The organism is Paenibacillus sp. sgz302164 (assembly GCF_056120505.1).
In genome coordinates this window covers 11,348-26,829 of sequence record NZ_JBVYOL010000034.1, presented here as the reverse complement: position 1 = coordinate 26,829, position 15,482 = coordinate 11,348, and the positions used below count along the sequence as shown (strand labels likewise).

The window sequence follows — 15,482 nt, the reverse complement described above, 5'->3', positions numbered from 1 at the left end:
TGTTTATGCTATTTTCGAAGATTTGCCTTGTGCACATTTTTAACTTTTATGAACTTTTTCGCAGGACGCTCGTTTGAAGATGTTGTGAAAACCGCTTTTTTTCTTTACAATCCAATCCCGGGATACTAGAATAGATCGCATGTTGGATGTTTAAAATACGCAATTCATTCAAGCGAGGTAGACTTCATGTTTCGAATCCGGCTGAATCCGCCGCAAGTATTAGCCATCGGTTTTTTAACTATTATTTGTATCGGCTCCCTGCTTTTGTCTTTGCCCATCGCCTCCGCGGACGGGACAAGCACCGCTTATATCGACGCATTGTTTTTGGCGACATCGGCCACTTGCGTGACAGGACTTTCCCTTGTCAATATCGGGGAACACTACTCCATTTTCGGTCAAGCGGTGATCATCGTTCTTGTGCAAATCGGCGGGATCGGATTTATGACGGTAGCCACTTTGATCGCCCTCGTCTTCCGCAGGCGGATTTCCTTTCAGGAGCGCCTCATTTTGCAGGAAGCGATGAACCACGGTTCCACGGAAGGAATCGTCCGGCTCATACGCAAAGTGATTGTATACGCTCTGGTCATCGAATTGTCGGGTGCCGTCCTGCTGTCGATCCGCTGGCTCTTTGAAATGCCGCCGGGCCAGGCCGTATATTACGGCGTTTTTCACAGCATTTCCATTTTCAACAATGCGGGGTTCGACTTGTTCAGCGGCATGCCGGACAGACCCGGCAGTTTGATGTATTATGTAGACGATCCTTATATAAATATCGTGTCAATCGTCCTGATTGTGCTCGGCGGGGTCGGATTTATCGTTATCGGCGATCTTTTGAGCTACCGCAGCACAAAGAAACTCACCCTGCACAGCAAAGTCGTGCTGTCCGTCTCGGGCGGATTGATCGCCATCGGAACGGTTGTCATTTTCGTATTCGAATATACGAACCCGCTGACGCTGAATCCGTTATCGGCAACAGGCAAAATATTCGGCGCGCTGTTCCAGTCGGTGACCGCCCGCTCCGCCGGGATGAGTACCGTCGACATTAGCATGTTCAGGCAGGCGACGCAATTTTTTGTCATCATTATGATGTTCATCGGCGCAGCTCCCGGATCTTCAGGCGGAGGCATTAAAGTAACCACTTTCGCCATTCTTATAGGCGCACTGATCGCTATGATCCGCGGCAAAGAGGATATCGTCCTGTTCCGGCACCGCATGGCCAAAGACCGCATCTATAAAGCCATTACGTTCGCCCTGCTTTCGTTTATCGTGATCGTCGTCGCTTCCATGGTGCTGTCAACGACCGAAAGCTTTCCTTTCCTCGGCATTTTGTTCGAGGTGACGTCCGCCTACGGCACGGCAGGCATGTCGCTGGGCTTAACGCCCAAACTCACCACTTTCGGCAAAATACTGATCATGGCGCTGATGTTTATCGGCCGTCTCGGACCTGTCACGCTGGCCTACACCTTGACCCCCAAAACGAAAAAAGAGCTGTACCGCTACCCGGAAGGCAAAATTACGATCGGCTGACGCCCGCTTCCGGCGGCGCTGCTTAAATAAAAAACAGGCTCGATTGCAGCAATCGGCCTGTTTCTTTTTAATATCCTTCGCCTTTGCCTCCGGTAACGATGGCAATGCTGGAGCTGGCTCCGATGCGGGTGGCACCGGCAGCGATAATTTTCCGGGCCGTATCGATATCTCTGACCCCGCCGGACGCTTTCACGCCCATTTCCGGGCCTACGGTCTTTCTCATCAAAGCGATGTCTGCCGCCGTAGCGCCACCATGTCCGAAGCCGGTCGACGTTTTGACAAAATCGGCCCCGGCCAGTTTGCTGAGCAGGCTTGCTTTCACTTTTTCCTCGTCATTCAGCAGGCCCGTTTCCAAAATGACCTTGACTACAGCCTGCCCGCGGCCCGCAAGCACGACACCTTCAATATCCGCTTTCACGGCGTCCAGATCGCCGGATTTGAGTGCGCCGATATTCATGACCATATCTATTTCGGTAGCGCCGTTGGCGATAGCGTCCCGCGCTTCGGCCATTTTGGCAAAAGTCGTAGTCGCGCCCAGAGGAAACCCGATGACCGTCGTAATGCCGACTTTCGAACCCGCCAGCTCCGCTGCAGCCAAAGGCACCCAATGCGGATTCACGCAAACCGTCGCGAACCCGTACTGCTTGGCTTCGCCGCACAGTTTTACAATTTCGTCCCTGGAGGCATCGGGCTTCAACAACGTATGATCGATAAGCGCAGCAATCTCCGGCCCTGTTTCGTTTCCTTGCGAACCGGCCGTTCCCGCATTCACAGGCTGGCTCCCGGCTTCAGCCAACACTTTTTGCACAGTTTGTTCGATCCATTCCTTTACTTCCAATTTTGTTCTCCTCCTATTTTTCAACTGCTCTATGAATTGTATGATCAAGACTGGTATTCAAGCAAATATTTTGCCGTGAATTGATCCGTAATTAACGTATTCGTATACTTCCCGCAGATAGCGCCGTGGATGGCATCCACTTTTTTGACGCCGCCGGCTACCAAAATCGACTTTTCCTTGTTTCTCAGCTCCGCCAAATCGATCCCGATCGTCCGCCGGTCGAGCTCTTCGCTGCAAATATTGCCTTCCAGATCGATGAACCGGGAGCAAATATCTCCGGCGCCCTTGGCGTGAATGATCTCCAAATCGGACGGGGAAAAATAGTTCGCTCTGATCAAAACGGAATCCTCGGTCGGCACGCCAACCGTAAATACCGCCAAATTGGCTTTCTTGCCCATATCCAATATTTTGCGTATATGCCGGTCGGCTTCAATCGCCTGCTTGACGACAGCGTGATCGACGATCGCGGGCAGCGGCAAAAAATGCGGATTCGTATTGAACGCCCCGCCAAAAAGATGAACGATTTCCGAGGCGTACGTGTTCGTCTCCGAGTAGCTGACACCGCCGTTAAGCTGGACGACCGATACGTCCCTCACATGCTTGTTCTGCAATTGAACGGCTACCTCATATAAAGTCGTGCCCCACGTAACCGCGATCGTATCGCCGTCTTTGACGATTTCATACAAATATGCCGCGGCCGCTTCGCCCAAATATTTTTTGACGACGGGATCTTCGTACTGGGGAACCGAGACGACAATCGCCTTTTGCAGCTGGAACTTCTCTTCCAGTTGGGAAGCCAGATTGCCGTTATTTTCAGTAGGGTCCATAATTTTTATTTGAACGATGCCTTCCGCTTTGGCCTGCTGCAAAAAACGCGATACCGTTGGGCGGGATACCCCCAGCTTTTTGGCAATATCCTGCTGACTATAGTCCAATTGATAGTACATTCTGGCTGCATCAATGATTTTCTCCAGCTTGTCTCCGCTCATACGTTTCCGCCCTTACGCTCTCAATTGAAATTATGTTCAGTATTGATTAGCATAATTTCATATTTAATTATACGAAGATTTTGTCAAAAACACAATGCCTTAACATGAAATTTTGTTCACTCGATCCATCGTTTTGGCTTGCTCCCAAGCAAAATCGTCAACCACTGTATATCAATAAAAAGAGAGCCGCTCTCGTAAGAGTCGTCTCTCCTAAGGGTAAGAAGTCTTAAGCGCGCTAACAGCGGTCAATTCAATTATTTTGCCGCTTCGACTATAAATGTGCCCTTATACGGTTTTGATTGTATCATAATTTCGTAGGTTCCCGGCTGCGGATTATTCAATAAAAACATGTTTTTCCCTGGTTTTAAATCAGCGCTAAAATTCAAATCCTTTGAAACAAGCTTTAGATCGGTTCCTGCGTTCGCTTTCACATCAAATATGGCTTTAATCATGGAACCGGCTTTAAATTCCGTATTTTTAGGGGTAATCCCGGAAGCGGAGACGTCGATTGTCGCGATTTGCATATCGTTTTCTTCATCGACCGTCGCTTTTTGCGATTGCGGCTGGCCAATGGTTCCGATGCGGATTTGATCTTTTTGCAGTAAAAAATACCCTGTAGAAACCGTCATGCATACAATTAGTACAATTGTACTGGTGTATACAGGCTTCCGAAGCGAAGGCTTCTTGGATTTCTTTTTTTTAACGTTTTTATTTAGACGCCAATCCATAGTTTTCTGAACGAAAAATACAGCCGAAACGAACACAATATCTGCAACCATGACAACCAGATTCGATCTGAAAAACAGACTGCCTATGATAGCTCCAAGCATCGCCCCCATCGAACCGGCCAATACTCCATTTATGGCTGATTGAACGCCGAATGGTATACCGCCGGGAAAACCGGTGATGATAGCAAACAATATTGTAATCGTCACAATTAAGCTCAATTTAAAATCCAACGTCTGTGCCGCGACAACACCAAATGCAAAACTTGATAACAAGGCAAAAGCAGAACTTGCGGTCAGTCCGGCAGTTCTAGTCAACATGGCTTTTCTTTGAACCATATAAAAAATATGATAGCCTGTGATCAGAACAATTAGTATGAAACTTCCTATGTTAAGCAGCATAACAACCATCACTCCATCTTTGCTCGTTTAAATATTGCAGTCTCATTACAGTTTTTTAGCAAAGTCCCAATCCGGATAAACGTAAGGAATGGTTGGAGCGGCAGCAGGTTCTACATTTTGAACAACGATTTTAATTACTGTCTGGTTAAGATAGGTTGTTGTTGCAATGGTACCCGTAATAGTTACCCATGAGTCGTTCGCATAACTGCTTGCATTTTGAGCCTCGGCAATCATTCCATAAGGAGATATATCTGCTATACAATGGGTCATCGCCATTCTGCCGATAATAAATTGATTTCCGGCCAAGTCATTTTCTCTATAAATGAATCCTTTAACCTTAATTTGCTTGCCTTCAAAATTAGAGGCGAATGTATTGAGAGCCTGCAACTTTTCGATAAACCATTCATCTTTCATTTCTATCAGATCTTGCTTATATAATAACATCCCTAACTTTGCATAGTCTCGGTTGTATTTGTCTGTTTTAAACATTTCTTTCGCCGCTGGGTCTTCATTTCCTGCCAACTGAGCCAAATCGGCAGGAACACCATTGTTATAGGCAGACGTTCCTCCCAAATTCACCCCTTTATTTTTGGCTAGCGAACTAGCAAAGGACTGGTTAGGAAGGAATATTCCAAATAACAGCGGTAATATAAACAATCCATAAATGATCGTGTTTTTCCATAAAGACCGTGAAGGTTCATGACTGTGATCGTGCCCGCCGTAAGCACAAAAAGCTGCCGGCTGTTTGAACGAACGAATTGAGATGTAGAGTTGGAAAACTGCAAAGATAAATAATCCTCCTGCAGCAATATCTACATATTTCACAAGCTGCGGTGCAATAAAAAGAAGAATTTCCCCCGACAACGCTAAATATGCTAAGAGTACTGAGAAACCCAGTAAAATCGTCAATCTCAAAAAATGATGCACAACATACGAGTTTTTCATTAAATTGTTCTCCCTGCTCATTTCAATATGAACCTTTCGAGAATCAAAGTACTTGTATAGACGCAAACGATAACTAGTGAACTGTATAATACTACATATCTGGTTTTAAAAACTGCCGACATCATCAAAATCCCTTTCAAGTTAAGCATGGGACCGAAAACCATAAATGCGACAAGCGAGCTTTTCGAAAATGTCGTGACAAACGATTGCGCGACAAATGCATCCGAGGTTGAACAAAGCGAAAGTAGAAATCCGAGGCCCATCATCAGCAAGTTTGCGCTTCCTTGAGTGTGTCCAAGTTCCACCAAAGTGCTCTTGGATACGAACGTTTGAAGCAATCCAACTAGTAATGCACCAAAGATCAAATATTTACCCATCTCAAAAAATTCGCTAATTGCATGTTCCATTACTTCCAGCAGTTTGTTCTTGCTACTATGCTCATGGTGCTCGTGGTGCTTAGTCGTATGCTGCTGAATGGGCGGACCTATCTTTAGTTGATCCGTTTTTACGAAGTAATAGACGATAAGCCCAATAACGAGCGCCACAAGAAAAGCCAATCCCATACGCGAAAAAACAATATCGGGTTTGTTGCGAAAAGCCGTATACGTAGACCAGAATACAATCGGATTTATGATCGGCCCGACCAAAATAAATGTCGTGGCAACATGCAGGGGCATTCCTTTTTGAATCAGTCTGCGAATAGCCGGAATCATCCCACATTCACATATAGGAAAAATAATGCCAATCACGCTCGCGGCAACAATACCCAAAATGGGATTTTTCGGAATCATTCTTCTGATGGTCTGCGCTGAAACGAAAACTTCCAACAACGCTGAAATTAAAACTCCAACCAGTATAAAGGGCATTGCTTCAATAATGATGCTGACAAACATCATTTTAAATATTTGCAGCTTGGGGTCATTCAAAATCGTCTCGGGTGCTTTGGTAGAGAAAAAATATAAGATCACTATAGCCACCAAAGAAAAGACAGCGAGTAAATTGCTATTCCACCTGTTTGACTTTTTTGATACTGCCGTATTTTGCATGAATATCCCCTCTTGATTTTGTTTAATTGAAGAATACCCTCTGCGTTAGCCAGATTCCGCCCAGCACAAGCGCTACGCTGGAACCTGCAATTACTGCCCGCCTTGAATATTTCCAACGGTGTAATAGTATGAGCAGCGGCAGCAGCATTGCGACTAACGTCACCTGGACGGTTTCAATCCCAATATTAAAGCTGATCAAATCAGCAGCCAGTTCGCTTTTCGGGATATCCATCTCTTTCAAAATATCTGCAAAGCCCATTCCGTGTATTAAGCCGAATAAAAATGTAAGTACCGAGCGGTGGCTGACACGGTTACGAACGATATTTTCTACTGCGACAAAACAAATGCTTAGCGCAATCGCAGGCTCAACAATTCTCGAAGATACATTAATTATCCCCAGCACCGTCAATGTTAAAGTAATGCTGTGAGCGATCGTAAATGCTGTGATCATGGTCGCATATTGCTTAAATTTTTGCCTTGCGATTAACAATGAAAACAAGAACAACAGATGGTCATAGCCGGTTAAAATGTGATTCATTCCGAGTGTAAAGAAAGAGAACCAGCCTGTACTTGATGTCGGTTGGCTTGAACCATCACTCTGAGGTTCTTCTGTTTGATTATTGGGGATATTTTGCTGAAGCTGAGCATCCTGTTGCAAACCGGCATAATCATTTTCAGTCATTTGCATCGCCCATACCCGGTTTTTCCCGGATAGAGCCGACGTACTTTTTTGCTTGCCGTAATTAATAGTAAGCAAATCAACGTAGTTGGTCATTGCGTCATTTAAGTATAGATTGTCCACCAAAGAAATCGGCTGCGATGCGGTGACTGGCGGGAAAGTGAGCTTCAATACAACCTTCGTTGCATCCCCCTGTCGATCGAGAATAAAACTGTCCACTTGTTTCCAGTCCTGCGACTCACCGTTAATTTTCAAAGAAATTTTTGTTTGCAGCAGCGATTTAAGCTTATCTTTCACTGCATCGAATTCATCCTGTTCGAGCATAGAATTATTGTTTACATCTCCGCCGACTAATTCAATAACGGATAATTCGTCAAGCGAATAGGTCATTTCAATGTTAGATTTTGTTAAATTTAGCGTCGTATAACTGGCACTGTAAGCATGTGCATATACTGACCGATCGAACGGTAGGAGAATGCATAACAAAACTGACATCAGCCAAATGAAAAGTCTCAATGTACCATTAAGACGGAACATAATTCTCCTCCTTGTTAAAGATAAGGGGATGCCATTCTCGCGAATGGCATCCTGCTATCATTGAAGTAATGCTTAGATGCTTATTTACTTAATGAGTTATAAATGACTTGAGCGGCTTCAGCACGGGTTGTGATCCCCTTCGGATCGAACTTGCCCGCCGCGCGTCCTTGAATCAAGTTCAGCGACGCTGCCGTTTTTACAAATTGTGCTGCCCAAGGTGAAACTAGAGATTCGTCTACAAATGTCGTCGTACTGGCTTTCACAAACGCTTTGCCGCTTTGATTTTCGTACGCCCGCATTAGCATCGTGACCATTTCCTCACGAGTAATTTGCGCATTTGCATCGAAAAGTTCAGTACTCTTTCCTTGTACGATGCCTGCTTTCACTGCAATGGAGATAGCTTCGGCATACCAGTCACCGGCCTTCACATCAGTAAAAGCTACATCGCCTTTCGCTGTCAGATTCAGCGCTCTGACCAGCATGGCTGTAAATTCGGCGCGCGTTACGTTGCGTTCCGGTTCAAACATTGTTGCGCTCGTCCCGCTCACAATTTGCTTCGCCGCCAGCTCTTTGATTACATTCGCTGCCCAATATTTTTCCGGGATATCAGTGAATGATTTTGTCACTTCAAAAACCGCATATTTACTGAAGTGACTAATCTGAGCTACCATGTAGCCATCTATATATTTTCCTCCAATGTACTCTAGCTTTCCATCATCAGGAATATAATAGATACCGGCCAATTTCGGATTCACGGTAGAATCGACCTTTAACTTAATCGTTATCGGTTTGTCGAACTTCGAAAGATCAACAGTTTTGCCATCCGCAGTAGTAATGGACAGGTGTAATTCATAAACTTCTCCGGAAAGCTTAATGTCCGTTTTGCTTATGTTTCTGCCTTTGTCTACGATATTTTTCGCCTCGGCATCGTTCAAAGGATTTAGCTTCAACGAAATTGTACTGTCTTTCGACTCAGCTGTAGAAAGCTTGTTTATTAACTGCTTGAACAGATCGGAAGGTACGTTCATAACGATTTTATCCGATTTGATCATTAAGTTGTCTTGTTTAATCAGATCGACCGTATTCGATGGAATCTTAACTTCCCAAGTACTTGCCGGAACTTCGACGGTTGTTTTGCCGTTCCCGGTGAGCATATCCGCCGTAATCATGAAAGAATGATCTCCATCGCTTGTATTATGGGTGGTACTGCCTGTCCCGGTTCCGCTTCCGGTTCCACTTCCACTTCCGCCCCCGGTTTCTCCTCCGGTTGTTGGAATCGCTACATTTACTGCTGCGGAAGCTGTATAATTTCCGTCAACAGTCGTTACGGTTATCGTCGCCGTTCCTGTACGAATTGCCGTAACTTTTCCTGTCGCATCTACCGTCGCAACCGATGTATCGCTCGATTTCCAAGTGACCGCTTGATTCGTCGCATTCGCAGGTGCGATCGTTGCTGTCAGTCCATATACAGCCCCCTGCACCGTCAGGTTGATTGCGCTCGTGTTCAGCCCCACTCCGGTAACTGAGACTATTTCAGTCGCATTCATCAATTCCCTTGTATCGCGGACGCGAATCCGGTCGCCGTTAGCGTATTTGCTGCTCATGCCTGTCGCTAATAACGTATCCCCAATGGATAGCTTAGGAATCGCCACTCCGGTTTCTTCGAGAACATATCCGTCTACGAATACGAGGACATCTCCACTGCCATCGTTAATTACATATGAAAAACTGTCGGGAATGGAAGTTACCTTCCCTTTTACCTGAACCAACTGACCCTGATACTGATCGGAAATCGATTCTCCCGTTGTGACTAGCTTAGGTGGAACAGGCGGTCCTGAGCTTACTTTAACGATACTTTTATCAAACCCATTAAACATGACTTCCTTGTCATTGTCGAAAGTGCCGATATAACCGTATATTCGTATCGTATCTCCAAGTTGTAACGAATCTTTTGGCACCTCGTTAAATGCCATAATTCCGCCGCTATCGTCCTGAATGTAAGCAGCGTCGTAGAATATCCCTGCCTGAGCAGTTACCTTCCCTTGGACAACCACATTTGTACCATCCGGCAGTTTGCGGGCATCGGCGATCGGAATCACTTTCTGTTCATTCTTCGCTAACCAATTGACTACGTTTAACGCGAATGGAACATTGTTAGTCGGGCCGTCGTTTTGTGTCATTTGCTTGTCGTTGAAAATATTCATTCCCGCCACAACAATCCTGCCAGTTCCAAGCTGCTCCGAAGCTACTAACGGTATAGCCGACCCGCCGGTTACATCGGTCAAAGCTGGACCATTTTTGCCATTAGCTGTTCGGACATTATATTTCACCGTATCAGTTTTTACTTGAGGAGAGTCTTGAAACGTTGTTTCGTTCCCCGTTGCAAGAACAGTAACTGAACTGCTGTCCGTAAGCGGAACTTTGTTTCCTGCCCCATCGTTTTGGGCAAGACTCGCTCCACTGTAAAAGTCCAATAAGGATACGAAATCAGTCAAACGGTTACTTACAGGCTTCAAATGGAGCCGCACTGAAAAATTAGAAGTTAACGGAGTTCCCCAGAAATTACCGCTTGTTGTTTCGTCAAAGACTCCATCGTTGTTAATTAAAATACTTGAACCAATACCCGATAATAAACTGTTTAGATTTTGAGGAGTTCCGTTGTAATTGCTCTTTTCGGTCAATAATAACGATCCGCCGCGATCAATGAAACTTTTTAATACAGTGATTTCACTTGCAGAATACGCACTGCTTGGATGAGTTACCATCAATACATTGACGTCGCTTAAGAGTTGATCGGTAAGCGCAGTTTTATTTTCAATAACCGTATATCCCTGTTGCTTCAAATTGAGTGTGAAGTTTTTAAGGTTATCGCCGTACGTACCGGTATCGCTCGTCGTATTTTCATTATTATGCGTAGCATCAATCATAACTTTGATGCCGAGCGGCGGTTTCACAGTGATCGTTTGTTCATATTTATTATCTCCCAGGTCATTCCCGTCCCCGGCCGCAAGCACGACAATCAACTTGTGACTCCCTGAAGGCGGATTCGACCAAATGACGCTGGCATCTGCATTTTTATTAGCAGCAAGTGAAGCGATCGTAGCATCTCCGATTAAATGAGCCGAATCAATGCTGTCATAATAGAAATGTGCGGTAAGATTTGTCACATTGATCGTTCCAAGATTGGCGACGCCAGCTTTCAAAGTGACAGGCATGCCGGCTATGGCAGCTCCTTCTACAACTGTTAAATCGTTTACTTTCACGGACAACGGATCTTCCGGCGACCAGATCGGCGAAGAGTAGATTCTATCGCCATCCTTTTGCGTGACACGAATAACGAACCATTGCTGTCCTCCTATGACATTGACTGACGGCTTCCAGTTAAACGACGACGTATTTCCGTCTGGCGTGTAACTGTCGTAAACTCTGCCGCCATTGGTAACCAACTCGACTTTAGCAATGTTGGTATTATCGCTTGCCGGTACAGAAATATATTTCGGATCGGAGGGGCTTTTATCGCTGCCTGTAACATTAAAGTTCAGCGTCTTGGAGTCGACCGTAGCACCCATGTAGTATCCGTTTGCCAATACATCCAGTTGGTAGTTCGGATCTTCACTGAAATAAACGTGCATTTTGCGCATTGCATCAAACAAAGAATCCGTAGAAAGATCATTAGCGACAATAATCGTACGTTTCTTCGTTTGTCCCCAAGTCGCGTTATGGTTATCTTCACCGTACGTCGGCGCTACATGCCATCCCAGGTCGAGGGCGCTGAAAAATTTGTTTTCCGCGTTGACATATGCATACTGTCCTGACCCATTGCCTACCTCAAGCATTGTGAAGAGCTTGTCGACATTTTTATCATAAGGAATGAAATTGTCGAACGCATTCGCCGACATCGCCGGGTGATTGAACTGCGCTACAATATTATCATAAGTCAACGTCCAATTGTAATAATTTTGAAGATTTTGATATTTCCCTCCATCTTGGACACGATCGATGAAGTTTTCGGTTCCAAAGACGTTAGAGTGACCCCAAGTGGTTGAAGTCATTTCAAATCCCGGGAATACGACAAAGCTTCCGTTTTTCGTATATTCTTTCGCAAGGTCTTTCGTTAGCTGCCAATCAGATCCGCCTGTTCGCTCAGGCATCCCTTTATGATCGACACTATCTGTACCAACAAGCGAAGAATCGATATCATGCGAGTGATCGGAGAAAGCAAAGTAGTCGTAACCATGAGCCAGAGCCGCTTTTAAAGCCATTTCAGGGGTGCCTGTTGCATCTTTCACAGTATCGTGTGAGATACTGGTATGATTATGCATTGTTCCCCGATAATGGTTGCCTCCGGTAAACCTCGGAACAATCTGGAATGACCAGGAATATGTCGAAAGATTGCCTCGTAAAGACAAATCTTTGGCCGAAACTTGGACAGTATGAGTCCCGACAGCCATATCATCGTTCGAAGTTAAAGTTAACTTGATTTGACTAATCGATTTTTCAGCTTGCGCAGTGAAATCTTTGCCGTCAATGGAAATCTTCAGAGAATTCACATCCACGCCGCTTGGATCGTCCAAATTGACGGAAACGACCGGATGGGATGATTCAATATTGTCATTATTAGCCGGAAGCTCGTTGGAATACGCCGGGCCGTCCGTATCTTCTACGATATCCACGCTGTTTGGAGTATTAGAGTCTCCGGAAGTCAGCGTCTGTCCGTTGCCTTGAGCTACAATATAGTAGGACAACTTTCCAGGCGCCGTTGCCGCCGGTATTTTGGCATTGTAATTCACATTGTCATTAGCGGCCGTAAGCAATGGGATTGAAGCAAAAGAGGAATCCCCCGAATACTTATAGTAAAGGGTAATGGAATCCGCATATTTCGCCGTTGCTTTGATAGGTACATCCAAACCGATATAATATTTCGTCAGAGGAACATGATTGAACTGCAGATCCCCTTTAATATCAGAAGCTTTCCTTGGCAGAACATAGTATCCGCTCGTATAAGGAGAAGCTAACTTGGATTGACCCACGATCCCTGTAAAAGTTAACGTATCGCCCAGCGCAATTGCACTGTTAATATCAATCCCGGTAGACCCCAATATTTTGACGATAGCTGTATTGCCTGAATCGTCAATAATCGTCACGTTATAGTCCGGACCAGTGGATGGAATATTGGATACCTTTCCTCTAACAGAGACCAATTTCCCTTCCAACGGTTCTGCTGTTGCATAAGCGCTTAAAGCAGGTAACGTAATCACGCTCGCAACAGGCGCCGTATCCAACCCTTCATCCGTAATCATGGTCGGAACAAATTGTGCCATACCCGAAGTAAATACGAATTTTCCGGCAACTTTAACTTTATGTCCGATCGTGACTGATTGTGCTTGGCCGGAAATAACCTCGATTCCACCTGTAGCGTCTTGTACGTAGAAATTTGCTTTTTCAGTTCCAAGCGCGTTATTATCCGATGTCACTACGCCCTCGATGGTCGTAGAGAATCCGATATGAAGCGGCAGCCCGTTGGTGTCATTGTAACGCAATTGATTAATAGGAACTATCGCGTTCGGGTTTCCCGCTGCGTCAACACGCGCATAGATGCTTTCTTTTGGCACAGGCTGCGTTGTATCCGTATAAGTAAGGTACACCGTTTGATTATTATTCGAATCTGAGAAATTCAGTGAAAATGACCCATCTGCCGCTGCCGTGGTTTGTCCCGCTGAAGAAACGATGCCGGCATTTACCACATAGGCTTTGACTGTCGACGAAACAGGAACAGAACCTGCGATTCCTATTGCGGTTGCATTGCCGCCTGAATTCGTGAAGCTGATTTTCGCGGCGTTGGGAGAACCCATGAACTTCGAGTTGCGGATGCTAACTTCTACAGGATTACTTGGGCTGCTTGGTGCATTCAAAACAAAATCCTTGGACGGATCCTTCGAGAAAAAACCATTGCCCAAGCCAAGTGCTACTCTTGGATCGGAGCCTGCATCTGTTTTACGCAGTATAGTCCCGCCTCCGACACCGGTGTTAAAGAAGGGCGATCCCCAATGATCGGTTTTCGTGGTAAAACTGGAGTTGGTTCCGTTGCCGAAAGTAACAATATCAATCGCTTTGGGATCATCTTGACTGCTTAATCCGGTTGTTGAATTAGCAATGGCAAGAATCCCCCCTGCAGACCCGCTGGGATTAAGGGTGCTTGTTTGGTCCGGTGTTACGGGAAGACTTGCACCCGTTGCTCCAACATTACCTGATACAAGATAATATCCATGAGCTTTAATTGTGCCGGTCAGCTTGGTGCCTGCTCCAAAGCTTGTACCTGATGATGACACATAAATGATTGCCCACTGATTATTGAAATTGATATCCTGATTTGTTGTATTGTACAGCTCGAAAAACTTCGTATTATAAAAGGCTCCGCTGTTACCGCCATTTACATACAATTGGCTGAAAACGACATCGCCGGGTTTGATACTCTGAGTAACGGTAAGATTGACCGAAATCGGATCGCTCTGCGTTTGCCCAGTTCCCTGCGCTGTAATGTAAGCCGTCGTCTTGGATAGAGCGTTATTGAGGTTTGAAATTGCAAACGACCCATCCGCTGCCGCAATTCCAGTTCCACCTAACGTAGTCAATGCAGCGTCCCAGTATACGGCTACTTGTACACTGGCTCCAACAGCTCCCGCCAAACCACTAACTGCGTTCAAACTCGAAAACGTGATTTTTGAAGAATCCGGATTTTTCGTCTTACCGGAGACAGGCGCAGGCGCAACCGTCACCATGCTGCTTGCTGTAAAACCGCCATCTACCGTGGTCGCTGTAATCTTTGCCGCTCCTGCGGACACTGCCGTCACTCCGCCACTGGTGTTCACCGTAGCTACGGCAGCATTATCTGTGCTCCAATTCACTGCATTGTTTGTCGCATTCGCCGGGCTTACCGTTGCGACCAGACCATACACAGCATCCCCGACCGTCATATTGACAGTATTCGAATTGAGCGTTACGCCAGTTACACTAACGGTGCCCGACAACGAGGTCCCATTGATGACGATATCAGCGATTCTGCTGTTGCCATTACTTTGAGAGATCGTCCCTGTTCCATTGGTACCGGCATTTGATGAATTAATCGAAGAATTAGACGTATTGACCCATCTAATATAAACAGTTGGTTGATTGTCCAATTCGCTAGGCAGATTTACATCTTTTTGTGCAATCGTTGTCGTAAGTGAATAGACATCTGAAAATGGAACAAAATTAGTACCATCTAGGCTGTACTGAAGCTGAAAATCCTTCGGACCGCCATTTGTACCATATTGCTTTGAAGAAAGTGTTAATCCAGAGTATCCAGCCGTGCTGAATTGCGCTTGCCAATACCCTCCTGCAGGAGTAGCCCAGCCATCTTTATATATAGTGTTGCCTGTAGCTGAGTAAGTAGCTGTTCTACTATTGCTTAATGTCAGCTTGGCGATGCCTTTATTATTGGCATTACCGGCAGTTGCAGTATCCACGTTCGTCGACGAAAAGGTCCACCCTGCTACAGTCTCGGGTACGCCTGCATATGCCTTCTGAACCAATCCATTAGGCAAAATCATCGTGGCCAGCATCATCACAACCATCATAAGGCTGTACCATTTCTTGTACTTACCTATCCTTTTTAACATTAAGGCGATTACCTCCCTTATAAAATTGCATAACAAAAAAAACAACACAACAAGCGCCGCCTAATCCTCTATCTACCCCCTCAATAGAATTAAGCACCCCACAACGAAAGCGCTTTCCCATTTTCCTCAGGAATTA

8 protein-coding genes are annotated in these 15,482 nt (G+C 45.5%); 1 reads left to right on the top strand and 7 read right to left on the bottom strand.

Going from position 1 to position 15,482, the window contains the following annotated elements; all coding sequences use genetic code 11:
• Positions 1 to 186 precede the first annotated feature (186 nt).
• Entirely contained in the window at positions 187 to 1,527 is a 1,341-nt protein-coding gene (locus AC0LWT_RS34320; RefSeq protein WP_474686073.1) for a TrkH family potassium uptake protein, read from the top strand.
• A 67-nt stretch (positions 1,528 to 1,594) separates the two neighbouring features.
• On the opposite strand, the gene deoC is transcribed toward AC0LWT_RS34320, so the two are convergent.
• The 7 genes from deoC to AC0LWT_RS34285 all read right to left on the bottom strand — a co-directional run bounded on the left by deoC (position 1,595) and on the right by AC0LWT_RS34285 (position 15,346).
• Positions 1,595 to 2,251 (bottom strand): deoxyribose-phosphate aldolase, encoded by a 657-nt coding sequence (deoC, locus tag AC0LWT_RS34315; protein WP_474686139.1) that lies wholly within the window; start codon positions 2,249 to 2,251, stop codon positions 1,595 to 1,597.
• Between the two features lie 158 nt (positions 2,252 to 2,409).
• Positions 2,410 to 3,354 (bottom strand): DNA-binding transcriptional repressor DeoR, encoded by a 945-nt coding sequence (deoR, locus tag AC0LWT_RS34310; protein WP_474686071.1) that lies wholly within the window; start codon positions 3,352 to 3,354, stop codon positions 2,410 to 2,412.
• Between the two features lie 254 nt (positions 3,355 to 3,608).
• Positions 3,609 to 4,481, bottom strand: a complete 873-nt coding sequence (locus AC0LWT_RS34305; RefSeq protein ID WP_474686069.1) for a cupredoxin domain-containing protein — start codon at positions 4,479 to 4,481, stop codon at positions 3,609 to 3,611.
• 45 nt (positions 4,482 to 4,526) lie between these two features.
• Positions 4,527 to 5,426 carry a TIGR03943 family putative permease subunit gene (locus AC0LWT_RS34300; RefSeq protein WP_474686067.1) on the bottom strand — a complete coding sequence of 300 codons (900 nt, stop codon included), beginning with the start codon at positions 5,424 to 5,426 and terminating at the stop codon, positions 4,527 to 4,529.
• Between the two features lie 17 nt (positions 5,427 to 5,443).
• Positions 5,444 to 6,472, bottom strand: coding sequence for a permease (locus AC0LWT_RS34295; protein WP_474686065.1), 1,029 nt, complete (start codon positions 6,470 to 6,472; stop codon positions 5,444 to 5,446).
• Between the two features lie 22 nt (positions 6,473 to 6,494).
• On the bottom strand, positions 6,495 to 7,688 hold the full coding sequence (locus AC0LWT_RS34290) for a HupE/UreJ family protein (protein ID WP_474686063.1): 1,194 nt from the start codon (positions 7,686 to 7,688) through the stop codon (positions 6,495 to 6,497).
• Between the two features lie 80 nt (positions 7,689 to 7,768).
• Positions 7,769 to 15,346: an S-layer homology domain-containing protein gene (locus AC0LWT_RS34285; protein WP_474686061.1), complete on the bottom strand. Its 7,578-nt coding sequence runs from the start codon at positions 15,344 to 15,346 to the stop codon at positions 7,769 to 7,771.
• Positions 15,347 to 15,482 lie beyond the last annotated feature (136 nt).

Excerpts from the sequence above, each read along its gene's own strand:
- AC0LWT_RS34320 (WP_474686073.1), top strand. The coding sequence starts at position 187 with ATGTTTCGAATCCGGCTGAATCCGCCGCAAGTATTAGCCATCGGTTTT.
- deoR (WP_474686071.1), bottom strand. The coding sequence starts at position 3,354 with ATGAGCGGAGACAAGCTGGAGAAAATCATTGATGCAGCCAGAATGTAC.
- AC0LWT_RS34305 (WP_474686069.1), bottom strand. The coding sequence starts at position 4,481 with ATGCTGCTTAACATAGGAAGTTTCATACTAATTGTTCTGATCACAGGC.
- AC0LWT_RS34300 (WP_474686067.1), bottom strand. The coding sequence starts at position 5,426 with ATGAAAAACTCGTATGTTGTGCATCATTTTTTGAGATTGACGATTTTA.
- AC0LWT_RS34295 (WP_474686065.1), bottom strand. The coding sequence starts at position 6,472 with ATGCAAAATACGGCAGTATCAAAAAAGTCAAACAGGTGGAATAGCAAT.
- AC0LWT_RS34290 (WP_474686063.1), bottom strand. The coding sequence starts at position 7,688 with ATGTTCCGTCTTAATGGTACATTGAGACTTTTCATTTGGCTGATGTCA.
- AC0LWT_RS34285 (WP_474686061.1), bottom strand. The coding sequence starts at position 15,346 with ATGTTAAAAAGGATAGGTAAGTACAAGAAATGGTACAGCCTTATGATG.